Raw genomic sequence first — 21,313 nt, 5'->3', positions numbered from 1 at the left:
CCCTGCCCTATTGTCCCGAAGAAATGGCGTCCGCCGGTTTCCTGCGCAGGCGAACAGCACGGCCCGCCCCGCGTGCCGTCTCGCGCCGGTGGGCCAGAACGCATTTTCCGCGACGCCGGAATTCCTCGACGCCGGAATTCCGTGACACCGGCATTCCTCGACACCAAGGTTCCTCGACACCAAGGTTCCTCGACACCAAGGTTCCTCGACACCAAGGGGGAGACCCATGACCGCTACCATCGAGAACCCGGCCGACCCGATCGACCTGCTCTCGCCGGACCTGATCGCCGACCCCTTCGCCGCGTACGCGCGGATGCGCGAGCAGGCGCCGATCCTGACCGGCACGGTCATGGGGTCGCCGATGTGGCTGGTCACCCGCTACGACGACGTACGTCAGGTCCTCACCGACCCGCGGTTCGTCACCAACGTGGCATCGGTGCCGGGAGGCGAGCCGGACGCCCAGCACGCCATCCTGAAGCAGCTCGACATCCCGGCCGACGTGGTCGACCTCATCGAGAAGGCGATGATGAACCTCGACGGCGCCGCCCACGCCCGGCTGCGCAAGCTGGTCTCCCGGGCGTTCACCGCGCGGCGGGTGGCCGAGATGCGCCCGCGGATCGAGGAGATCAGCGCGACGCTGCTCGACCGGATGGCCGACGCGGGCCGCGACGGCACACCGGTCGACCTCGTGGAGTCGTTCTGCTACCCGGTGCCCATCGCCGTGATCTGCGAGCTGGTCGGGATCGACGAGGCCGACCGTCCGCAGTGGCAGGAATGGGGGCGCGTGCTGTCCCTGATGGAGGTCGAGCGCCTCCCGACCATCCTGCGCGAGTGCGCCGACCATGTGACGGACGTGATCGCGCGCCGGCGTGCCGAGCCGCGTGACGACCTGATCTCCGCCCTCGTGCAGGCGCAGGAGGACGACGGGGACCGGCTCTCCGACCGGGAGATGGTCACCCTGGTCTTCACCATGGTGACCGCCGGGCACGAGTCGACGACGTACCTGCTCGGCAACTCGGTGCTCGCCCTGCTCGAGCAGCCGGACCAGCTCGCGCTGCTGCGGGCGGATCCGTCCCGGTGGCAGCCGGCGGTGCGCGAGCTGATGCGCCTGGGGCCCTCGCAGTTCGCCCAGCCCCGGTACGCGGCGGAGGAGATCGAGCTGGGCGGCGTGACGATCCCGGCGGGCTCGGCGGTCACCCCGCTGCTCCTGGCCGCGAACACCGACCCGCGCAAGTACGACGCCCCCGAGCGGCTGGACGTCTGCCGGGGGGCCGGGAGCCACCTCGGGTTCGGGATGGGGCCGCACTACTGCCTCGGCGCGCCGCTGGCCTACCAGGAGGCGGAGGTGGCGCTGCACGCGCTGTTCACCCGCTTCCCGGACCTCTCCCTCGCGGTGGAGCGCAAGGAGATCCCGTGGGCGCTGCGGCCGGGGTTCACCCGGGTCGCCCAGCTCCCGCTCCGACTCGGCTGACCGACGCGCCCGCCCGCCGGCTGCCCCGGCCGGCGGGCGCGGCGGGCGCCGTGCTCCGTCAGCCGGCCTGGTGCCGTACGCCGGCCGGCACCGCGGCCCGCAACTGGTCGCGCAGGTCGTCGATCAGTGCGCGGGTGCCGTCGGGGCCGCTCGCGGCACCGAAGACGTGGTAGTCCGGGCGGACGAGCAGGGACGTCGCCGTGAACCGGGCCAGATACGGCCGGTAGACGTCGTCGATGTCCGCCACGTCGATCACCTCGGCCTCGCCGTCGGGCTCGTCCGCTCCATCGATCACCTCGGCCTCGCCGTCGGGCTCGTCCGCTCCATCGATCACCTCGGCCTCGCCGTCGGGCTCGTCCGCTCCATCGATCGCCTCGGCCTCGCCGTCGGGCTCGTCCGCTCCATCGATCGCCTCGGCCTCGCCGTCGGACTCCGCGACCGTCTCCGGCGAGCCGCGGCCGTCGAAGGCATGTCCGGGGGGCAGCAGCCGCACCACGTGGGTCTGGAGGCCGGCGAGGAAGGACAGCCGGTCCGCGTCGAGCACGGTGTGCGGATCGTCGGTGGTCAGCAGGACGAAACCACGGCCGACGACGTCGTCGAACAGCCCCTTGCGTCCGTGCCGGCTCACGCGCCCCTGCGGTACGACCGCACCCGCCGGCGGCTCGGCCGCTTCCGCTCCGGGCCGCCGGTTCAGCAGCCCACCCGAGAGCGGTTTCGCCGGCTCCGGTCGCGTCGGCGGCCGGCCGCGCCGGTTGGCCAGGACCGTGGCATCCCGCTCGGCGGCGGCCGCCGGGTCCGTCACACAGATCACCCGGCCGAGCTGGACCGAGGCCAGGATCGACTCCCTGGCCTGCGCCCGGCGTTCCTCGGCGTAGCTGTCCAGGAGGGCCTCGGGCGCGTGGCCGCGGAGTGTCAGGTCCAGCTTCCACGCCAGGTTGACGACGTCCCGGATGCCGGAGCACATGCCCTGCCCGGCGAAGGGCGGCATGAGATGGGCCGCGTCGCCGGCCAGCAGGACATGGCCCACCCGCCACCGGTCGGCCCAACTGGCCTGGAAGATGTAGGTCGTACTGCGCAGCAGGGTGGCGGTGTCGGGGGTGACGCCGAACGGCGCCAGCAGCCGCCAGGCCGTCTCGGCCCTGCTGAGTTCGGCGGTGCTCTCGCCCGGCAGACGCATGAACTCCCAGCGCCGGCGGCCGGGACCGCTGCCCACCAGCGTCGTGGGCCTGGCCGGATCACAGATCTGCACATTGGTGGGGGTGAAATCGCGCGGCCGGCGCAGCTCGACGTCGCAGAGCAGCCACTCGTAGGAGAACCCGAGGTCGGTGACGGAGACGTCGAGGTGGTCGCGCACGAAGCTGTTGGCGCCGTCGCACCCCACGACCCACCTCGCGGAGAAGACGCGTGTCGCTCCGTCACCGGTGGCGGCGGTCACCTCCACCCGTTGTTCGGCGTCGCTGATCCCCACGACCTCGTGCCCGCGCAGGACCGTGATGCCGGGCAGTGACGCCGCCCTTGCCGCGATCAGCTCCTCCAGGGCCGGCTGATGCATCGTGCTGGCGTCCGGCCAGCCGTACGGACCGGCCGTGGTGAACGCGATGTCCAGCAGCGCCGCGCCGGTGGCGGTCTGCCACTGGTAGCCGTTGGCCGGCTCCGTGACCTGGCCGAGATCCGGGCCGATCCCGGTGGCCGCCAGAAGCCGGGCGGTCTCCCCGTCGAAGCTGGTCGCCCGGGGGAGCGCGTACGGTCGGACGCGGCGCTCGAGTACGGTCACCCGCCGGCCGCGCTGGGCGAGCAGCACCGACAGCGCGGCACCGATCGGCCCGTTGCCCACGATGACGACGTCCGCGTCCATCGGGCTCGAGGGTGCGTCGTGCGGTCGCAGGGTCGGCATCGTGACCCTACCCGCGCGCTGCCGGCGCAGCGGCGAGGACTTCGGAGAACGGCTTCAAGGAAAACCTCACAGGTATATGTGCTGTTTGCCGGCTGAATTCCGTCACACTGGAAATTGCTGGAACGATATTCGACGGTTCGAAAGGTGTCAAGGAGTGGAAAACATTACCAGGTTGAGGGATGCTCAGCCGGCCATCTCTGCCCTAGCCTGCCAAAGAGCCGTCCGAATGACAAAGCCTGTCTCGTGTGCCTGTCCGACGTCGACGGATCAGTAATTCCTTGCTTTGGCACGGAAGGGTGAGAACTATGACAGCCACCGCCGAGAACCCGGCCGACCCGGTCGAATTGCTCGCGCCCGACCTGATAGCCGACCCGTTCGCCGGCTACGCGCGGATGCGCGAGCGGGCGCCGATGCTGACCGGCACGATCATGGGTGGGCGGCCGATGTGGCTCGTCACCCGCTATGACGACGTGCGCCGGGTCCTCACCGATCCGCGGTTCCTCAACAACCCGGCCTCGGTGCCGGATGCCCCGGACACCCGGACCACGATCATGCGGCAGCTCAACCTCCCGACCGACCTGGTCGACTACCTCGAAGACAAGCTCATGCAGATCGACGGAGCCGACCACCGCCGGCTGCGCAAACTGGTCTCCCGGGCGTTCACCGCGCGACGGGTGGCCGGGCTGCGCCCGCGGGTCGAGGAGATCACCGCGACGCTGCTCGACCGGATGGCCGAGGCGGGCCGCGACGGCACGCCGGTCGACCTGATGACGTCGTTCTGCTACCCGCTGCCGTTCACCGTGATCTGCGAGCTGGTCGGGATCGACGAGGGCGACCGTGCGCCGTGGTACGAGTGGGGGAACTGCCTGTCCTCTCCCACCGAGCATCGCGAGCGCCTCCCGACCGTCATGCGCGAGTGCGTCGACCACATGACGGACGTGATCGCGCGCCGGCGTGCCGAGCCGCGTGACGACCTGATCTCCGCCCTCGTGCAGGCACAGGAGGACGACGGGGACCGGCTCTCCGACCGGGAGATGATCACCCTGGTCTTCACGCTGGTGATCACCGGGCACGAGACCACGACGCATCTGATCGGCAACTCGGTGCTCACCCTGCTCGAGCACCCGGACCAGCTCGAGCTGCTGCGCGCGGATCCGTCCCGGTGGCCGCAGGCCCTGCACGAGCTGATGCGCCTGGGCCCCACCCAGTGGGGGCTGCCCCGGTACCCCTCGGAGGACGTCGAGCTGAGCGGCGTGAAGATCCCGGCGGGGTCCACGGTCATGCCGCTGATCCTGCCGGCGAACACCGACCCCCGTAAGTTCGACGACCCCGAGCGGCTGGACGTCGGCCGTGACACCGGGCGCGGCGAGAGCCACCTCGGGTTCGGGCGCGGGGCGCACTACTGCCTCGGTGCACCGCTGGCCCTCCAGGAGGCGGAGGTGGCGCTGCAGGCGTTGTTCAGCCGGTTCCCGGACCTGGGCCTCGCGGTGCGGCGCGAGGAGATCCCGTGGACGCTGCGGCCCGGGGTCACCCGGGTCGCACATCTCCCGCTGCGGCTCGGCTGAACGCGACCCGCCGGCCGGGTCGGCCCGGCCGGCGGGGGAGGAGCCGGCGGGCCTCGCCCCGGCCCGTCGAGGTGTCAGGCGGTCTTCGTCGCGCACAGGATGCCGTGGGCGATGAGCGCTCCCGGCATCTTGGCGAGATCCTGGGCGAACATCTTGGTGACCTTGAAGCCGCACTCCTCCACCCAGTTGCGGTAGGTCGACAGCTTCTGCGGCCCGCCCTGGCCCATGGTGCAGCCGAGGAAGTAGGCGGGGAAGATGTCGACGCCGGCGCTGCCGGGATCCTTGATGTCCTCCGGGTACACCGGCACCAGGATGTCGACCTGCCCGCCGACCTCCAGCGCCTCCCCGACACCGGTGAGAATCCTGATCACGTCCTTCTTGTCGAACATGTCCAGGAAGTGCTTGATCAGGACGACGTCGAAACCCTTGGGAACGCTTCGGAAGACGTCACCGCCGATGAAGGAGCAGTGGTCCTCCACGCCGTGGGACCTGAAGTTCTCCAGGCATTCGGCTTCCTTCTCGGGCAGGTCGAACGTCGTCACGTGAAGCCCGGACGACGCCTTCAGCCGATGGGTCAGAATCGCGCCCAGGCCGGTGTTCCCGGCGAGATCGAGCACCTTCGAGCCGGCCGGTATGTGGACGTTGCGGAGGAACCAGGGATCGATGTGGGCGGTGACGTCGTCCATCATCGTCGCCCAGGACTCGCGAAGGTCCTTGTGCTCCGCCACGGCCTCGTACAGGTTGCCCTCGAACCCGTAGAGCGCGTCCAGGCCGACGAGCGTGCCGGACCGCACGCTCTCGGTGAGGTAGAACATCTGCCTCAGCATGACCACCTTGATCATGTTCATGGCCGGAAGCACGCGCCGGAGGTCGGCCTCGGTCACGCCCGCGAACGCGTCGAGGGAGTAGCCGCCGGAACCCTTGTCGTACGCGAGGAAGCCCTCCTTGACCGGCAGATGGAGAAGCTGTTCGACGGCACCCGGGGCGGCACCGACGGCGCCGCCGAGCTGGGCCGCGGTCATGCCGGGCCGCTTGCGCAGCGCATCGATGATGCCGAGTTCGAAACAGGACAGCAGGATGCTGAACCTCGCCGGTCCCACCATGAAGTCGCGAAGTCGCGTGAACGTGGCTGTTGCGGTCATTGCACTCATCCCTTCCTTCTCCTGGCTCAGGCCGGTCGGCGGGCGACGATCCTGGCGTGGTGGGGATGGGCCTTGTCCGCTTCGATCGTGGCCCGCAGCACCTCGTCCACGAACTCGTCGGCGCGTTCACCCAGCGCCGCGGCCTGGGTGGCGAACCCCATCAGCTTGTAGCGCCTGCGCATCTCGGCCAGTTCCGCCTCGGTCGGGCCGGGACCCTTCTTCGCACTCACCGCAGGGGCGAGTTCCGGTTCGTAGTGGATGATCTCCAGTCCGGAGTCCTCGAGCACCTGGGCCACTTCGCCGGCCGGGTAGTCACGCATCGCCGGTGACGCCTCGGCGAGCAGGTCCCTCCACTTCGGACCGCCGGCGATCTCCCGCAGGATGCCGAACATCCCGGCGCCGGCACTGCGCGGCTGGGCACCGGTCCACTGCAGCACGAGGTGCCCGCCCGGGCCGAGGGCCCGGGCCATCCGGCGCAGCGGCTCGTCGGCCTCGGCCAGCCAGTGCAGCACCCAGGAGGAATGGACCACGGTGAACCGGTCCTGCGGGAGGGCCAGTTCCTCGGCCGGGCAGACCTCGGCCCGTACGGAGAGCCCGGCGCACAACTGCCGCGTGGCGTCCACCATGGACGGTGACGCGTCACTGGCCCAGACGTCGAACCCCCGCTCCGCGGCGGCCCGCGCGACGTCTCCGGTCCCGCAGCCTATGTCGGCGAAGGCGCCGCCGCGTTCCATGGCGTCGCCCGCCAGCGCGAGCGCGGCCAGCGCCGTCTTGATGTGCGGCGCGTTCACCTGTGCGTAATCCTCGGCCAGCCAGGCGTTCGTAGCGGTCATCGACGAATTCCCTTCTCTGTCCGGAAAACCGGTGGTCACCACTCGACCGGGGGCGCGCGTGCGGAACGTGCCCCTGGACACCGGAAAGAAAAGAGACCCGTGCCGATTCCGCGCCTTGCGTGGCCCTTCCGAAGATTAGGGCGGGCGCGATCGACGGGGCATCCCCCGATCTGATAGGTCGCCCCGGCACAGCTCATTCGGCCAGCGACAGGGCCTGGCTCGGGCAGTTGTGGACGGCCTCACGTGCCTTCCGCGCCAGGAGTTCGCCCTCGGGCTCGGCGTTCAGCACGACGACCGTGCCGTCGTCCTCGCTCTGGTCGAACACGTCCGGCTCGGTGAACACGCACTGGCCCGCGCCGACGCACTTGCCGGTATCCGCGATGATCCTCATGACAGCACTTCCGCTCGGCGGTCGTCAATCAGGTGACTTCTTCGAGTATTTCGGTCAGGGGACGAACGAAATCGCCGGCGCACCACGCTAGCACTCCTTCCCGAGCGAAAATAAGAGAGCGGCCCGGCCGGGCACATGGCCAAGTCGCCTATCAGATCGGGGGATGCCCGGCCGGACGCGACTGCCCTACTCTGGGAAAGATCACGCATGTCCCTGGAAGGAATTTCTGGCCTTGCCTCGATCAGCGGAGAAATTCGACACATGGGTCCGCCGATTCCACCCGGCGCCCACCAGTGGTACCCGCCTCCTGTGCCTGCCGCACGCCGGCGGCTCGGCGAGCTTCTTCTTCCCCGTGTCCAGGGCACTCGCGCCCGCGGTGGAGGTGCTGGCGGTCCAGTACCCGGGGCGGCAGGACCGGCGCCACGAACCGAACGTCGTCGACCTCCGCGACCTCGCCGACCGGATCTTCGCGGCGGTGCGCCGGCTCGACGACCGTCCGCTCGCGTTGTTCGGGCACAGCATGGGCGCCGTCCTCGCCTACGAGGTCGCGCTGCGGATGCGGGACGCCGGCCTCCCCTCACCCGTACGGCTCTTCGCCTCCGGTCGGCGGGCCCCGTCCCGCCACCGCGACGAACGGGTCCACGAGCAGCCGGACGCCCAGATCGTGGCCGAGCTGCGGACGCTGAGCGGCACCGACGCGGCCATGCTGGCCGACCCGGAGATGCTGGAAATGATCATGCCGGCCGTCCGTGCCGACTACCGCGCCGTCGAGACGTACCGGTACGAGCCCGGGCCGAAGCTGGACTGCCCGGTGACGGTGCTCACCGGTGACGGTGACCCCCGGGTCTCGGTCGAGGAAGCGGCAGCCTGGCAGGAGCACACCACCGGCCGGACGGAACTCCAGGTGTTCCGGGGTGGCCACTTCTTCCTCGTCGACCAGAGCGAGCACGTGATCGGACTCCTGGCGGAGAAAGTGGACGGCCGGGGCGTCGACACGCAGGAGCGGACCCCGACGTGACACACGCCCCCTGCGAAGACCGCCGGGCGAGCCGGTGACCCGGCTCAGTAGTCGGCGCTCGAGAGCCGGCTCCACGTCCGCGTCAGTTCCACACGAGAAGCCACGTTCATCTTGCGGAATATCTTCTTCAGATGGAACGCCACGGTGTGACCGGAAATGAAGAGACGCTCACCGACCTGCGAGTTCGTGAACCCGTGGCTCACCAGTTCGGCCACGGCGACTTCGGTACTGGTGAGGGAGTCGATGCTCACACCGTCCTGTCCGGCGTATTGCGGATACCGGCCACACCGCACGCCGAGTGCGCGAAGCCTGCTCACGACCCGGCGGGCATCGCGAGGTGCCGCGGACTTCGCATATCCGTCCACTGCCCGTTCGAGGACCTCGACCGCCCGATCCCGTTCCTGACGCCGTGTCGAGAGGAGCTTGCCGGCGTCTTCGCAGGCGGACGCACTGGCCCACAGGTCCAGATGCGAGTCGGCCGCCGCGACGAGCATTCCGGCGTTCTCCTCCAGCAGTCCGCCGGCGTGCGTCTCCGCCGCTTCCACGGAACACAGGCCGCGGTTGCGCGCGGCGAGTCCGGAGGCCTCCGAGACCACCCGCTTGGCGAGGTCCTCGTCGCCCAGCTTCCGCACGGCCCGGACGAGCCACGCGGCGGCGGCCGGCTGCGAGGCCAGAAGCTCCAGGATGAGCCGGTCGTCCGTGATGATGCCCACGATGAGATGCGCGGCACTCATCGCGTCACCCTGCACCTCCAGGAGCTGAGCCGCGGCCCAGGCGGACTGACTGGGCCTGTAGAGCGTCTGGCCGAGAAGGGCCGCGTCCCGCAGCTGATTCGCGAAGTCCAGGCTCAGGCTCATGTTGCCCTGCCGCAGAGCGCTCAGTGCCATCACGGTGTGCGCTTCGGGCAGCAGGCTGCCGAGACCGGCCAGTTGCGCCCGGTGGACGCCCTTGCCCGCCAGATCGACGGCGGTGTCGACATCCCCTCGCGCGAAGGCGATTTCTGCCCCGCATATCAAAGAAGCCGCCACCCTTCCGTCGGCATCCTCGGTGCCGGCCGTCAGCTGCCGCGCGCGGGCGAGCATTCGTGCCCCGGATTCGAGTTCACGCATCCTCACCAGTAACGCCGAATACCAGATCTGTGCCACGCCCGTACAGTTTCCGGCACAGCCAGAATGTGTGTGGCCGGCTGCGGCCGCCTGCCGCATGCCTTCCAGAAGATCGCCGCGCGACCAGGCGGCGAAGGAGAGCGCAGACAGGCGGGCGCTCTCACAAGAGCTGCTGTCGCAGGCGCACATGACAGAATAGGAAAGTGGCAGCCGCAAGCGGAACGGAGAATCGAGCATCACGTCTCCCGTCATTGGATCGCTGTGGGGGGTGTACGTGCTCGGCGGCGCTCTTCCGCAGGTATTCGGTGCCTCGCCGGCCATCAGGCAGCGCCGGTTCACCGACTGCAGGAAGGCGGAGGTGCGGTACAGGCGGCACCGTCCGGTGCCGGAAGTGGGGGGGACTGTACGGCAGGACCGGTCAGCTTCAGCTGCACCTGGTCCGGTCTGGGATCAGCTTAAGCGCCGGAAGTACAGGAGTACTTCAGCGGAGATGAAACATAACTTCAGGGCTGCTTCCGGAGCACGATCGAGTGTTGCCATTTACGATTTGCCTGATATGACGGCGGGCCGCGGGAACGGTGCTCGGCGCGGCCTGGACCACGACGGTCCGTCGATGATCTTCTTCCGTCCGATGTCGATCTCGGGCGGGTCAAGCGTGCAGGGGCCGACGAGCCGGACCGCCCACCGTTTTGGATCAACACGAGCCGGGTAGGTCTCAGGGCGGTAACGAGGGTCTGGTGATCTTGAATCGGCGCTGGTCAGCTCGGCCCGAGAAGGATCGGCGGGTGGCTGAGGGGGTGGGCGGGCGTCTCGCGGAGTCCCGGGGCGATGCGGCGTGACCGGTGGCGCGGAGCTGGTTGATGGCGAAGCAGTGGAGGGGGTCCATGTTCTCCGGCGATCCGCTTTGGGGGCGCCCGTCGGCTGACCGAGCCGGCGACGACCCGGGCGGCACAGGGGAGTTCGGCGTCGGGACCGGTGGCTGTCAGGGCATCTACCACCCGGATCTCCACGCACCCGCGACCATCGGACCGGTCACCGCACTTCGCCGTCGCCTTGATCCCGGGCGGAGACCCGAGCCGCGCTCGCGGGCAGGGTCGGCTCTTCTTCACGCGGAACGCGGCAGGGGCCGTCGCGGCCTCCCTGCCGGCCTGCCTGCGGACACAGGGGCGGACCGGCCGCTCGTTCCCGGGTCACTGACCGATGACCCGGAAGGACGCCGCGCCGGCGATCACCGCCGGGCAGGCGATCAGCAGAACGGCCACGAAAGGGTGACGTTTCCCTCGCCCGCGCCGCGGTTCCCCCGGCGCCGGCAGCAGCGTCGGCGGACCGGACATCGTCACACCGCCGTGGCCTGCATACGTACAAGATCATCCTGGTTCTGAGGGACGGCGCCGGGACAGGTCTTGGGTAGAACGGGAGGGAAAACACTCTGTGGGAAAGTCATCCGTCCGTGTCCTGCTGGTAAGCGATGATGCGCGCCTGAACGTCGCCTTGCACAACAGACCGTTCCCCGCGGAGTACGTCATCGAATCGGTACCCGCATCCGCCGAAGCCCTCGAACGCTTCGGTGATTTCGATATGCTGCTCCTCGACTCGTCCACACCCGGCCTGGACAGCCATGAGGTGTGCAAGAGAATCCGTACCCAGGCCGCCGTGCCGATCATCATCGTCAGCCCACAGGTCAATGAGATCGACCGCGTCCTTGCGCTGAACGCCGGAGCGGACTACTGCGTGCTCAAATCGCATTCACTCCACGAGTTGCAGGCGAGCATGGACGCGGTCATGCGGCGATCGGGTCACTTCCTGGTCGACCGGAATGTGGACGGGACGTCCGCTCGGGCCGAGGAGATCCTCATCGCAGGGCCGCTGCGCCTGAATTTACGCAACCGGGACGTCACCCTGGGCGGCCGCCCGATCCAGCTGACCCCCAAGGAATTCGACCTGCTGTCCATGCTGATGGAAGACCCCGACACCCTTCACACACGCAAAGCAATCATCTCGCGAGTATGGGACGAGCATTGGTTCGGCTCCACGCGGACGCTTGACGTCCATATCGGCGCACTGCGCCAGAAACTCGGGTCCTACGACTGGATCGAGACCAAGCGCGGAATCGGCTTCCGGCTCGGCTCCGCTCCCTCTTCGACCGCCCGGGATCCCTCGTGACCGGACGCGTCAGGGTGCCTGTCCGACGACCTTGCCCGGTGTCCTGCTCGGACCGGGTGGCTTTGCCGCGGACAGGTGCAGCAGCGCCTGGGCGGCCAGGCGGTAGCCGAAGGCTCCCAGGCCGACCACCACCCCGCTCGCCAGCGGGGCGATCACCGACTCGTGCCGGAACCGTTCACGCGCCCACACGTTGCTGAGGTGTACCTCGACCCAGGGTGGTGAATAGCTTGCCAGCGCGTCACGCAGACTCCATCCGGCAATCATCAGAGCGCCGGGATTGACGATTGCTCCGACGGTGCGATCGCAATGCTCATGAATGGCGCCGACCAGGTCTCCTTCCGCGTCGCGCTGAATGGAGAGAACCTCCCACCCTTGGATGCTCACCTCCTCGGCCACCGCCGCTTCGATGTCGGCCAGCGTATCGGTGCCGTATATCTCCGGCTCACGACGCCCCAGGACGCCCAGATTGGGGCCGTTCAAGAGAAGCACGACACTCAAGGAGTCACCTCGCTGTTCGATCGTCCGCCGGGCCCTGCGTCACCTCCATGCTGTCGACACCGATCGGGACGCGCCACCATCAGAATTGATAGTTCCGGCGGCACGCGAGGCGGCAAGCGGATGGCCCGGGGAAACCCCGTCGGGACTACCAGCATGGGTAGACCTTATGGCTTGGCCGGATGCCGACCGCATCGCGTATACCGTTCCCCCCTTCGCGCCGCGTACGCTTACCGCGGCACGTTGACTGAGTGGGGGCTGTGCATGGCTGTGGGTCGAGTGGTCCGGTTCGACGGGGTGCGTGGGTACGGTTTCATCGCGCCGGACAACGGTGGGGAAGACGTCTTCTTGCATGTGAACGATCTGCTGATTCCAGAGTCTTCCGTGCGCTCGGGACTGGCGGTGGAATTCGAGATCGAGAACGGCGGACGCGGGCTGAAGGCCTCCGGCGTCCGGCTCGCGCAGGAGGCGGGGAGTCCGCCGGCTCAGGCCATGGCGCCCGGAGCCCGGACACCGGCGGCACCGGAGGACCCAGCGGCCGACCCGCTGCCCTCGGAGGGCCACGAGGCGATGTGCGACGTGCTCGGCTCGGCCGAGTACACACGAGAGGTGACCGAGCTGCTGCTGGCATCCGTCCCGGAACTGACGGGACACCAGATCCTGGCCCTGCGCGAGCACTTCGCGCTGTTCGGCAAGCGGCACGGCTGGATCGAGGACTGAACACGACGCACGACGTCCGGAGGGTGAGGATGACCATGGATGAGAACGGCACTCCCAACGCTTTCCTCAGCGGCGGACCTCGCACGGCGATCGCCGACGCGGAACGACTGCGCCACCTGCCCGATCTCAGCGTGGACAAGGTCAAGGTTCTGAGCGGCAATCGCTACGAGCACTTCGAGGCCAGTTCCGAGACAACGGTCATCGACGACCGCGAGCTACGTGTCTTCGTGTGGACCCGCTGCACGTACGTGGCGGAGTGACGTCCAGGGGGCGCCACGCCCGACGGCCGTGTGCCGAGCCCGCTTGTGCGGGCCGTTGCCGGTGTGTCAGATTTCCAGGGCAAACGCTCGCACACGGGACATGGCCAGAAGGGGCGCGATGAGCACGGAGACGCTGGAGTTCCAGGCCGAGGCACGGCAGCTCCTGCAGCTGATGGTCCATTCGATCTACTCGAACAAGGACATCTTCCTGCGCGAACTCATCTCCAACGCCTCCGACGCCCTGGACAAACGGCGCCTCGCCGGACTGCAGGACGACGCCCTGAGGGCCGACGACCTGCACATCGGTGTCGAGGCCGACAAGGAGGCCCGCACGCTGACCGTGCGGGACAACGGCATCGGCATGTCGCGCGACGACGTGGTGGGGCTCATCGGCACCATCGCCAGATCCGGTACGGCCGAGACCCTGCGCCGGCTCCAGGAGAGCAAGGAATCGGCCGAACTCATCGGGCAGTTCGGTGTCGGCTTCTACTCCGTCTTCATGGTCGCCGACAAGGTCACTCTGCTCACGCGCAAGGCCGGCGAGGAGACCGGCGTGCGCTGGGAGTCGGACGGCGACGGCACGTACACGATCGAGACCGTCGAGGAGGTGCCGGAGGGCACGACGGTGACCGTCCACCTGCGTCCCGCGGACGCGGAGGACGCGCTGTACGACTATGCCGACGAGTGGAAGATCCGGGAGATCGTCAAGCGGTACTCGGACTTCATCTCGTTCCCCATCCGGATGGGGGACGAGACCCTCAACTCGATGAAGGCGCTGTGGGCTCGGCCGCGGTCCGAGGTCAAGGACGAGGAGTACCGCGAGTTCTACCGGCACATCAGCCATGACTGGTCGGACCCGCTCGAGGTCGTCCAGATGAGGGCCGAGGGCACCTTCGAGTACGAGGCCCTGCTCTTCATCCCCTCGCGCGCCCCGCACGACCTCTTCCAGCGTGACGCCCGCCATGGGATCCAGCTGTACGTCAAGCGCGTGTTCATCATGGACGACAGCCGCGAACTCCTGCCGAGCCACCTCCGCTTCGTCAAGGGAGTCGTGGACGCGGCCGACCTGTCGCTGAACATCTCCCGGGAGATCCTCCAGCAGGACCGGCACATCCAGCTGATCCGCCGCCGCCTGGCGAAGAAGGTCCTGTCGACCGTCAAGGACCTCATGCGGAACGACGCGGAGAAGTACCGCACCTTCTGGCGGGAGTTCGGCGCCGCGACCAAGGAAGGCCTGCTCGATGGGAACGAGGACCACAAGGCGATCCTCGACATCGCCTCGTTCGCCTCCACCGCCGGCGAGGAACCCACCACCCTGACCGACTACATCGCCCGGATGAAGGAAGGCCAGGACAAGATCTACTTCATGACCGGCGAGAGCCGCGCGCAGGTCGAGAACTCCCCGCACCTGGAGGCCTTCCGGGCCAAGGAGTACGAGGTCCTGCTGCTCACCGACCCGGTGGACGAGATCTGGGTCGAGGCGGTGCGGGAGTACGACGGCCGGGAGTTCCGGTCCGTGGCTCGAGGCGCCGTCGACCTGCCCTCCGAGGAGGACCTGCCGCAGGAGCGATCCGGGGCGTACGCACCGCTGCTGACCTGGCTCAACGAGACCCTGGACGACGTGCAGGACGTACGGCTGACGACCCGCCTGACCAGCTCGCCGGCGTGCCTGGTCGGTGATGCCGACGCCCTCACGCCGACGCTGGAGAAGATGTACCGGGCGATGGGCCAGGAGATCCCGCCCGTGAAGCGCATTCTCGAGCTGAATCCCGAGCACCCGCTGGTCAGCGGGCTCAGGTCCGCGTACGAGCAGCGGGCCGCGGACCCGGAGCTGACCGAGACCGCCGAGCTGCTGTACGGCACCGCCCTGCTCGCGGAAGGGGGCGACCTGGCCGACCCGGCACGCTTCGCCAAGCTGCTCGCCGACCGCCTCGCCAGGACCATGTGACCGACGCCCCGCCCGACGTGGGCGAGGACGCCCCGCGCGGGATCAGCGGCAGCGGGAGGCCGCCCTGGTGTCGTGCCGGTGCCAGACCGCGTCGACCACCCGGCCGTCGGGCAGGGTGTGCCGGGGCGGCCCCTGGTCCGGGACGAAGCCCGCGCGGGCCAGGGCCCGCCGGCTCGCGGTGTTCCCGGGCTCGGCGCCCGCCCGGACGGTGGCCAGCCCGGCGTGGGTGTGGGCGAGCGTGACGCCCGCGCGGAACAGCTCCGCGCCGAGGCCCTGGCCGCGGCAGCCGGGGGCCAGCCAGCCACCCATCTCGCCGGACCGGTGCTCCAGCTCCAGGGCCCCGGCATAACTGAGGTCCGACCTGCGCACGCAGACCAGGATCATCGGGTCGTCGGGTCCGGGCACGAACGGCTCGGCCAGCAGCCGGGGAACCCGGCGGCCGTCGTCGCCGGCGGGCCGCCACTGCAGCAGGGCCCTTCGGGTACCGGGATTGGGCACCACCTCGTCCGCCTGGGTGCCGAGCCACCGCTGCGCCTCGGCGTCCGCGCACGCGGCGAGCGCCGCCGCTACGTCCAGACGGTGCCGCGGCGTGAACAGCAGCAGCCGTTCCGTGGCCAGGACGTGCCGGTCCGGCGCGCACCGCCCGGGCAGCGGCAGGCCGGGCGCGGCACGGACCCGGCGGATGAACGACCAGACCATGAACCCCTCGCACCCCCGACGGAACGGCCGGCAGGCGGACACGGAACCCGTAGGGACGCACCCACCGACGGATGCGGACGATCCGCACCGGCGGTGAATCTAGCGGGTATCGGGTCCGGGCGTCGTATCCCCCGGGGGGTGTTCCGGCCGCCGTCCGCGGCCGGGTGAGCCGGGGGGGTGCCGAAGGGCGGGGGTGGTCGGCGTCGGTGATGAGTGTGGCGGGCCTCGTGTCCCGGGTGTGAGGGTTCGGGGCGGCGTCCGGCCCGGGGTGGGTCGGGGAGCGCGAGCGGCCTACGGACGGGATGGATCGGCACCGGCGGTGAGTGTGGCGTGCTTCGGGGCCAGAGGGTGGGGGGTGTCGGAGCCGGGCCCTGTGTCCCTCGGGGAGGGGCTCAGGCGGCTGGTTTCCGGGTGCTGGGCTTGGGGTGGGTGCGGGTCCAGGACGGGTCGGCGGCCGGGACGGGGTGGGGGGAGGTGCGGTGCATGGGAACCCTTCGGGTGTGTGGGGGGATCCGGAATCCTTCGGGCGGGTGGACGGTGGTGTCAGGAGCGGCCGGGGGTCGGCTCCGGCCGGACGGCGCGCGCTGACCGGCCGGGCATGGGCGTCACCGCCCGGTCGCGGCTCAGCGCCTGGAAAGGGAAGAGCCCGCGCCGGTGCCGGTCGTCGGGTCCGGGGCGGTCCGCTGCCGGGAGCGTGGGGCCGCCGTCCCGGTCCTCGACCTCGGTGTGCACCCGCTCCGCGGTGCCCCGCGGCCGGCGAACGATCCGCTCGCCGGCCGCGTGCACACGCGCGTTCGTGACCGGCTCGCAGATGACGAGGACCACGCCGTCCCGGACGTCCCGCGGCACACTCCGGGCGGTCGGCAGGTTCCGTACGGCCCGACGGGCGAGGGAGACGGCCGGCAGGCCGAAGGCGGCGGCGCCGGGGAGCGGGGCCCCGGAGACGAGCCGGTCGGGGCCGCCGGGCCCAGGCAGTCGACCGAGGCGCTCGTCTCCGGGTGGTGCGGAGCCGCCGACCGCCACCGCCGGCCGGTGCGGTGCCCGGTCCTCGGGAGGCCGGCGGAGCGGTCGGGGGAGGGAGGGCGGAGCCATCGCCGTAACGCCTTTCGTCCGGCCTCGGGTGTGGGGGTTTCGAATCGGCCGGCCGCTCCCACAGCAGACGACACACCGCCTCCCCGGAGGCCGTGGTGCGGCCCGCTCTCCCCGACTCGGCCGCGCTGCCTGCTCCTTGGGTCGGCCGGAGCAGTGCCTCCACTGTGGCACCTGCCAACAATGACCCGCAACCGGCAAGTTGAAATTTGCAAGTGGCCACGTGCATGCTGCTCCGGTCAGCCGGTGATCGTTGGGCTCGGAGAACTCCGTGCCCTGCCGGGCTGGGCCGGAGAACTGGGGAGGGGGTGTGGTGTGACCGCGGAGACCGACTGGGGCGGTGCCCCCTCCGTCCTGCGCATGATCCTCGGCCGGCAGCTGGAGGAGCTGCGTACCCGGGCCGGTCTCGGTTATGCCGAGGCGGGTTCGGCCATCGGCGTCAGTCATTCCACGATCCGCCGCATGGAGGCCGCCAAGGTGGCCCGGCTGCGGCTGGCGGACGCCGAGAAACTGCTCCAGGTCTACGGCGTCACCGACCGGCAGGAGATCGACACCTTCCTGCAGTCCGTGCGCGAGGCCAACAAGCGCGGCTGGTGGCACACCTACCGCGATGTGATGCCCGACTGGTTCGCCGCCTATCTCAGCCTGGAACAGGCGGCGTTGCAGATCCGGGCGTACGAGAACCAGTTCGTGCACGGCCTGCTGCAGACCGAGGACTACGCGCGCGCCGTGCTCGGCGCGGCCACTCCGCACGCCTCCGCCGAGGCCACCGAACGCCGGGTCGCGCTGCGCATGCGCCGCCAGGAGCTGCTGGCCAGGAAGACACCACCGCGGCTGTGGGTGGTGATGGACGAGACCGTGCTGCGCTGGCCGGTCGGCGGGCCCGAGGTGATGCGCGCGCAGATCGACCGCCTCATCGAGGTCAACCGGCTGCCGCAGGTGACGCTGCAGCTCATGCCGTTCGCCCACGGGCCGCATCCCGCGATGCGGGCGGGCGCCTTCCACCTCTTCCGGTTCCGGGCCACCGAACTACCCGACATCGTCTACCTCAACGGCCTCGTCGGAGCCGTCTACCTCGACAAGGCCGACGACGTCGTGGTGTACCGCGAGGCACTCGACCGGGTGGGCGCCCAGGCGGCACCCGCCCGGAAGACCGAGGCGCTGCTCGGCGCGATCCGCAAGGAGCTGTGAGCCTGCCCGTGGTGAACCGACTCCCCTGGAAGCACCCCTCGTCGCGCGAGTCCCACACCCCCGACCCGAATGGGAGACACGGCGTGCCCGACAACGGATGGCCGGCCGACCGCATCGACACCGAGAACGCCCACTCCGCCCGCATCTACGACTACATACTCGGCGGCAAGGACTACTACCCCGCCGACAGGGAGGCCGGTGACGCCATGGCCCGGGAGTGGCCCGCCCTCCCGGTCCACATGCGTGCCAACCGCGACTTCATGAACCGCGCCGTGCGCTGGCTCGCCGAGGAGGCGGGGATGCGCCAGTTCCTGGACATCGGCACCGGTATCCCGACCTCGCCCAACCTGCACGAGATCGCCCAGGCCGTGGCCCCCGACTCCCGGGTCGTGTACGCCGACAACGACCCGATCGTCCTGACTCTTTCCCAGGGGCTGCTCGCCAGCGCCCCCGAGGGCCGCACCGCCTACGTCGAAGCCGACTTCCGCGACCCGGCCGCCATCCTGGACGCCCCCGAACTGCGCGAGACCCTGGACCTGAGCCGGCCGGTCGCGCTCACGGTCATCGCCATCGTCCACTTCATGCTGGACGAGGACGACGCGGTCGGCGTCGTACGCCGCCTGCTGGAGCCGCTGCCCTCCGGCAGCCACCTGGCCATGTCCATCGGTACCGCCGAGTTCGCGCCCGCCGAGGTGGGCCGGGTGGCTCGCGAGTACGCGGCCCGCAACATGCCGATGCGGCTGCGCACCATCGACGAGGCCCACGAGTTCTTCGCGGGCCTGGAACTGGCCGAACCGGGCATCGTCCAGGTGCACAAGTGGCACCCCGACGGCACCGGCGAGAGGGACATCCGCGACGAGGACATCGCGATGTACGGCGCGGTCGCCCGCAAGCCGTGACAGACCCGGGGCCGGGGTCCGCACCCACCTCCCGGACCTCGGCCCCGTCCATGCCGTACGACGGGCCGGGCCCCCCTTGCGAGCCGGTAGCGTGAGTCCATGCACGCCACCCGCGTCACCCGGCACGTGCGAGCGGCCCCGCGGGCCGTCTACCGGGCCCTGCTCGACCCGGACGCGCTCACGGCCTGGCGGGTCCCGGCCGGCATGACCGCCCGGGTCCACACCTTCCAGGCCCGCGAGGGCGGGGCCTTCCGGATCTCCCTCACCTACGGCGGCGCGGGCGGCACCGGCAAGTCCGGCGGGCACACCGACACCTACCACGGCCATTTCGCCCGGCTGGTGCCCGACGCCCTGGTCGTCGAGGTGTTCGCGTTCGAGACCGACGACGACGCCCTGCGCGGCACCATGACCCTGACGACGACGCTCACCGCGAGAGCCGACGGCACGGACGTGGAGATCCTGCACGAGGGCGTCCCCGACGCCGTCTCCAGCGCCGACAACGAGCTGGGCACCCGCATGGCCCTCGACAATCTCGCGCGGCTGGTGGAAGGACGGCTGCCTCCCGGACCGGAGTGACCGAAAGGCAGAGACAACGCGTCCGGAATTCGCCACAACCTTCTCCTCGCCTCAACTCCTGGGAATTGCCGGGGAAGAAAGGGGAATGAAGCGGAACCGGAGCGAGGGAGATGCGGTCTTAAGGTCCGTCGACGGCCGGGATCGGACCGGTCGCGAAGAAACCGGGGGAAAGAAACAGATGTCCGTCCGTAGTCGCAAGACCCTTCTCACCGCCGTGGCCCTCACCGCGGGCCTGACCCTGGCCGCCGTGACGCCCGCCCTCGCGGGGAGCACCGCGAGCCGCCCCACCGCCGCCGTGTCCTCCGCCCAGGGAGACCCGCGCAACGTCACCCAGCACGTGGCCGACTTCTACGGGGCCTACATCGACTCCGTCTGGGCCACCGAGGACCCGTCGGCCGCCGCCAGCGCCAAGGCGCTGCGCGCCTTCTACCTCTCGACCGCCGCCCAGAAGAAGGTGGCCGCCTACGAGAAGAAGGAGCACGCCGACGGCATTCTGTTCGCGCAGAACGTGCCGGTGAAGTGGAAGGTGACCTACACCGGTTCCGGCGCGGGCCACGCCACCAGTCGCGTCACGCTCACCTGGAGCGACGGGCCGCACGCGCAGGTCAGCAAGATCGACGTGCAGTCCGACCTGAAGACCCTCGAGATCACCGACCTCAAGCCGGTCGGCTGACCCGGAGGACGGGGCGTGCCGCCCCGCCCCGCCCCACTCGGGGCGGGGCGGCACGCCCGCGGCGCCGGTCAGACCTGCCCGCGCGGGTGGTAGGGCCGGGGCAGCGGCAGGCCGCGGTCGGCCATGAGCTGCCGTACACGGTCGGGATGGTCGGTGATGACGCCGTCGACGCCCATGTCCATCAGCGCCGCCACGGTCACCATGTCGTCGCAGGTCCACGGAACCACTTTCAGCCCGCGGGCGTGCGCCTCGGCGACCATCGCGGCGTCCGCGTAGAAGCGGAATCCGGGGTCACCGACCTTGCCGTTCTGCGGAAAGCCGTAGTTGGGGGAGAGGGTGGTGACGCCGGGGACGGTGGCGGCCGCCCTGACGAAGTCCCCGCCGTAGTCGTCGGCGTCGATCCCGCCGAGCCACGGGGACGCGCCCGGCCGGCCGACCTGCAGGAAGTCGTAGTTCGTCAGCGCCACCAGCGGCCAGGTGGGCGCCAGCCGGTGCATCACCTTCAGCGCGCCCCAGTCGAAGGACTGGATGGTGACCTGCCGTTCGATGCCCGAGCGGTGGATCTCCTCGTACACCCGCCGGACGAACAGCTCGCGCGGCGCCGTCTGTTCGGGTGCGCCGGCCTCGACCTTGGTCTCGATGTTCAGCTTGAGCCTCTTGGCGTGATAGCTCTTGACCAGGTTCAGGACGTCCTCGAGTTCCACCATCCGGAAGCCCTTGACGACCTCCTGCTCGGGAAAGCCCGGCAGCTGCCGGTATCCGCAGTCCAGTGTCCTGATCTGCGCCAGCGTCAGGTCCTTGATGTATTTGCCGACATAGGGGTAGGCCGGGTCGCCGGGTGTGACCGGGCCGGTGTCCTGGCACTTGACGCCGCTGATCTGCCGGTCGTGGTTGACGACCACCTTCAGGTCCTTGGTGATCTGGGTGTCCAGCTCCAGCGTGGACACGCCGAGCCGCATCGCCTTGCCGAAGCCCTCCAGCGACTCCTCGGTCGTCATGCCGATGCCGCCGCGGTGTGCCTGGAGGTCGAAACGGGGTGGGTGGTGACCGCTCGGTGCCGCCTGCGCGGTGGCCGGGAGAAGGAACGCCGGTACCAGGGCCAGGCCGGTGATCAGGAGTCGTACGGGCATCGACACGGCGGCGAGGGCGGAGGTCGGGTGAGGCAAGGAGGCTCCCTGTT

Annotated in this window: 20 protein-coding genes; 11 read left to right on the top strand and 9 right to left on the bottom strand. The window is 69.9% G+C overall.

Annotated elements, in window-relative coordinates; all coding sequences use genetic code 11:
• Nucleotides 1–226: 226 nt before the first annotated feature.
• Nucleotides 227–1,471, top strand: coding sequence for a cytochrome P450 family protein (locus ACZ5CW_RS38170; protein WP_468609867.1), 1,245 nt, complete (start codon nucleotides 227–229; stop codon nucleotides 1,469–1,471).
• A 58-nt stretch (nucleotides 1,472–1,529) separates the two neighbouring features.
• On the opposite strand, the gene mhpA is transcribed toward ACZ5CW_RS38170, so the two are convergent.
• On the bottom strand, nucleotides 1,530–3,326 hold the full coding sequence (gene mhpA / locus ACZ5CW_RS38165; RefSeq protein WP_468609865.1) for a bifunctional 3-(3-hydroxy-phenyl)propionate/3-hydroxycinnamic acid hydroxylase MhpA: 1,797 nt from the start codon (nucleotides 3,324–3,326) through the stop codon (nucleotides 1,530–1,532).
• 344 nt (nucleotides 3,327–3,670) lie between these two features.
• On the opposite strand from mhpA, the gene ACZ5CW_RS38160 reads away from it, so the two are divergent.
• Nucleotides 3,671–4,930 (top strand): cytochrome P450 family protein, encoded by a 1,260-nt coding sequence (locus ACZ5CW_RS38160; protein WP_468609863.1) that lies wholly within the window; start codon nucleotides 3,671–3,673, stop codon nucleotides 4,928–4,930.
• 74 nt (nucleotides 4,931–5,004) lie between these two features.
• Here the strand turns inward: ACZ5CW_RS38160 and ACZ5CW_RS38155 are convergent, their stop codons facing one another.
• The 3 genes from ACZ5CW_RS38155 to ACZ5CW_RS38145 form a co-directional block, all read right to left on the bottom strand.
• Complete coding sequence (locus ACZ5CW_RS38155; protein ID WP_468609861.1) at nucleotides 5,005–6,072, bottom strand: methyltransferase; 1,068 nt, start codon at nucleotides 6,070–6,072, stop codon at nucleotides 5,005–5,007.
• 26 nt (nucleotides 6,073–6,098) lie between these two features.
• Nucleotides 6,099–6,905, bottom strand: a complete 807-nt coding sequence (locus ACZ5CW_RS38150; protein ID WP_468609859.1) for a class I SAM-dependent methyltransferase — start codon at nucleotides 6,903–6,905, stop codon at nucleotides 6,099–6,101.
• Between the two features lie 193 nt (nucleotides 6,906–7,098).
• Nucleotides 7,099–7,296 (bottom strand): ferredoxin, encoded by a 198-nt coding sequence (locus tag ACZ5CW_RS38145; RefSeq protein ID WP_468609857.1) that lies wholly within the window; start codon nucleotides 7,294–7,296, stop codon nucleotides 7,099–7,101.
• A 232-nt stretch (nucleotides 7,297–7,528) separates the two neighbouring features.
• Here ACZ5CW_RS38145 and ACZ5CW_RS38140 point away from each other — a divergent pair, with 232 nt between their 5' ends.
• Nucleotides 7,529–8,314: a thioesterase II family protein gene (locus ACZ5CW_RS38140; RefSeq protein ID WP_468609855.1), complete on the top strand. Its 786-nt coding sequence runs from the start codon at nucleotides 7,529–7,531 to the stop codon at nucleotides 8,312–8,314.
• 44 nt (nucleotides 8,315–8,358) lie between these two features.
• On the opposite strand, the gene ACZ5CW_RS38135 is transcribed toward ACZ5CW_RS38140, so the two are convergent.
• The gene (locus tag ACZ5CW_RS38135) at nucleotides 8,359–9,672 is read right to left on the bottom strand and encodes a LuxR C-terminal-related transcriptional regulator (protein WP_468609853.1); all 1,314 of its coding nucleotides are present in this window, start codon (nucleotides 9,670–9,672) and stop codon (nucleotides 8,359–8,361) included.
• 1,179 nt (nucleotides 9,673–10,851) lie between these two features.
• Here ACZ5CW_RS38135 and ACZ5CW_RS38130 point away from each other — a divergent pair.
• Complete coding sequence (locus ACZ5CW_RS38130) at nucleotides 10,852–11,583, top strand: response regulator transcription factor (protein WP_468609851.1); 732 nt, start codon at nucleotides 10,852–10,854, stop codon at nucleotides 11,581–11,583.
• Between the two features lie 9 nt (nucleotides 11,584–11,592).
• Here ACZ5CW_RS38130 and ACZ5CW_RS38125 read toward each other — a convergent pair whose 3' ends face one another.
• Nucleotides 11,593–12,081 carry a type II 3-dehydroquinate dehydratase gene (locus tag ACZ5CW_RS38125; RefSeq protein WP_468609849.1) on the bottom strand — a complete coding sequence of 163 codons (489 nt, stop codon included), beginning with the start codon at nucleotides 12,079–12,081 and terminating at the stop codon, nucleotides 11,593–11,595.
• Between the two features lie 261 nt (nucleotides 12,082–12,342).
• Here ACZ5CW_RS38125 and ACZ5CW_RS38120 point away from each other — a divergent pair, with 261 nt between their 5' ends.
• The 3 genes from ACZ5CW_RS38120 (at nucleotide 12,343) to htpG (ending at nucleotide 15,006) form a co-directional block, all read left to right on the top strand.
• Nucleotides 12,343–12,798, top strand: a complete 456-nt coding sequence (locus tag ACZ5CW_RS38120; RefSeq protein WP_468609847.1) for a cold-shock protein — start codon at nucleotides 12,343–12,345, stop codon at nucleotides 12,796–12,798.
• A gap of 29 nt (nucleotides 12,799–12,827) precedes the next feature.
• Complete coding sequence (locus ACZ5CW_RS38115; RefSeq protein WP_468609845.1) at nucleotides 12,828–13,058, top strand: DUF5988 family protein; 231 nt, start codon at nucleotides 12,828–12,830, stop codon at nucleotides 13,056–13,058.
• A 118-nt stretch (nucleotides 13,059–13,176) separates the two neighbouring features.
• Complete coding sequence (gene htpG, locus ACZ5CW_RS38110; RefSeq protein ID WP_468609844.1) at nucleotides 13,177–15,006, top strand: molecular chaperone HtpG; 1,830 nt, start codon at nucleotides 13,177–13,179, stop codon at nucleotides 15,004–15,006.
• A 42-nt stretch (nucleotides 15,007–15,048) separates the two neighbouring features.
• On the opposite strand, the gene ACZ5CW_RS38105 is transcribed toward htpG, so the two are convergent.
• Both ACZ5CW_RS38105 and ACZ5CW_RS38100 read right to left on the bottom strand, forming a co-directional pair.
• Nucleotides 15,049–15,705 (bottom strand): GNAT family N-acetyltransferase, encoded by a 657-nt coding sequence (locus ACZ5CW_RS38105; RefSeq protein WP_468609842.1) that lies wholly within the window; start codon nucleotides 15,703–15,705, stop codon nucleotides 15,049–15,051.
• A 543-nt stretch (nucleotides 15,706–16,248) separates the two neighbouring features.
• Nucleotides 16,249–16,797, bottom strand: coding sequence for a hypothetical protein (locus ACZ5CW_RS38100; protein WP_468609840.1), 549 nt, complete (start codon nucleotides 16,795–16,797; stop codon nucleotides 16,249–16,251).
• Between the two features lie 312 nt (nucleotides 16,798–17,109).
• Between ACZ5CW_RS38100 and ACZ5CW_RS38095 the strand changes: the two genes are divergently transcribed.
• The 4 genes from ACZ5CW_RS38095 (at nucleotide 17,110) to ACZ5CW_RS38080 (ending at nucleotide 20,133) form a co-directional block, all read left to right on the top strand.
• A complete protein-coding gene (locus ACZ5CW_RS38095) occupies nucleotides 17,110–17,985 on the top strand; it encodes a helix-turn-helix domain-containing protein (protein WP_468609838.1) in 876 nt (291 codons plus the stop codon).
• A gap of 83 nt (nucleotides 17,986–18,068) precedes the next feature.
• Nucleotides 18,069–18,884, top strand: coding sequence for an SAM-dependent methyltransferase (locus ACZ5CW_RS38090; RefSeq protein ID WP_468609836.1), 816 nt, complete (start codon nucleotides 18,069–18,071; stop codon nucleotides 18,882–18,884).
• 99 nt (nucleotides 18,885–18,983) lie between these two features.
• Nucleotides 18,984–19,460 (top strand): SRPBCC domain-containing protein, encoded by a 477-nt coding sequence (locus ACZ5CW_RS38085; protein WP_468609834.1) that lies wholly within the window; start codon nucleotides 18,984–18,986, stop codon nucleotides 19,458–19,460.
• A gap of 178 nt (nucleotides 19,461–19,638) precedes the next feature.
• Nucleotides 19,639–20,133: a hypothetical protein gene (locus tag ACZ5CW_RS38080; RefSeq protein ID WP_468609832.1), complete on the top strand. Its 495-nt coding sequence runs from the start codon at nucleotides 19,639–19,641 to the stop codon at nucleotides 20,131–20,133.
• 68 nt (nucleotides 20,134–20,201) lie between these two features.
• On the opposite strand, the gene ACZ5CW_RS38075 is transcribed toward ACZ5CW_RS38080, so the two are convergent.
• Entirely contained in the window at nucleotides 20,202–21,263 is a 1,062-nt protein-coding gene (locus ACZ5CW_RS38075; RefSeq protein ID WP_468609889.1) for a glycerophosphodiester phosphodiesterase family protein, read from the bottom strand.
• Between the last annotated feature and the right edge of the window lie 50 nt (nucleotides 21,264–21,313).

Source organism: Streptomyces sp. NPDC031379, assembly GCF_055569615.1.
The sequence above is the reverse complement of the archived record's forward strand: the minus strand, read 5'-3'. Positions and strand labels throughout refer to the sequence as shown.

What these genes read in the sequence shown, in the direction of transcription:
- ACZ5CW_RS38105 (WP_468609842.1), bottom strand. Translation starts at nt 15,705, where the DNA reads ATGGTCTGGTCGTTCATCCGCCGGGTCCGTGCCGCGCCCGGCCTGCCG.
- ACZ5CW_RS38100 (WP_468609840.1), bottom strand. Translation starts at nt 16,797, where the DNA reads ATGGCTCCGCCCTCCCTCCCCCGACCGCTCCGCCGGCCTCCCGAGGAC.
- ACZ5CW_RS38115 (WP_468609845.1), top strand. Translation starts at nt 12,828, where the DNA reads ATGACCATGGATGAGAACGGCACTCCCAACGCTTTCCTCAGCGGCGGA.
- ACZ5CW_RS38145 (WP_468609857.1), bottom strand. Translation starts at nt 7,296, where the DNA reads ATGAGGATCATCGCGGATACCGGCAAGTGCGTCGGCGCGGGCCAGTGC.
- ACZ5CW_RS38160 (WP_468609863.1), top strand. Translation starts at nt 3,671, where the DNA reads ATGACAGCCACCGCCGAGAACCCGGCCGACCCGGTCGAATTGCTCGCG.
- ACZ5CW_RS38170 (WP_468609867.1), top strand. Translation starts at nt 227, where the DNA reads ATGACCGCTACCATCGAGAACCCGGCCGACCCGATCGACCTGCTCTCG.
- ACZ5CW_RS38150 (WP_468609859.1), bottom strand. Translation starts at nt 6,905, where the DNA reads ATGACCGCTACGAACGCCTGGCTGGCCGAGGATTACGCACAGGTGAAC.
- ACZ5CW_RS38155 (WP_468609861.1), bottom strand. Translation starts at nt 6,072, where the DNA reads ATGACCGCAACAGCCACGTTCACGCGACTTCGCGACTTCATGGTGGGA.
- ACZ5CW_RS38120 (WP_468609847.1), top strand. Translation starts at nt 12,343, where the DNA reads ATGGCTGTGGGTCGAGTGGTCCGGTTCGACGGGGTGCGTGGGTACGGT.
- ACZ5CW_RS38075 (WP_468609889.1), bottom strand. Translation starts at nt 21,263, where the DNA reads ATGCCCGTACGACTCCTGATCACCGGCCTGGCCCTGGTACCGGCGTTC.
- ACZ5CW_RS38085 (WP_468609834.1), top strand. Translation starts at nt 18,984, where the DNA reads ATGCACGCCACCCGCGTCACCCGGCACGTGCGAGCGGCCCCGCGGGCC.
- ACZ5CW_RS38080 (WP_468609832.1), top strand. Translation starts at nt 19,639, where the DNA reads ATGTCCGTCCGTAGTCGCAAGACCCTTCTCACCGCCGTGGCCCTCACC.
- htpG (WP_468609844.1), top strand. Translation starts at nt 13,177, where the DNA reads ATGAGCACGGAGACGCTGGAGTTCCAGGCCGAGGCACGGCAGCTCCTG.
- ACZ5CW_RS38135 (WP_468609853.1), bottom strand. Translation starts at nt 9,672, where the DNA reads ATGACGGGAGACGTGATGCTCGATTCTCCGTTCCGCTTGCGGCTGCCA.
- mhpA (WP_468609865.1), bottom strand. Translation starts at nt 3,326, where the DNA reads ATGGACGCGGACGTCGTCATCGTGGGCAACGGGCCGATCGGTGCCGCG.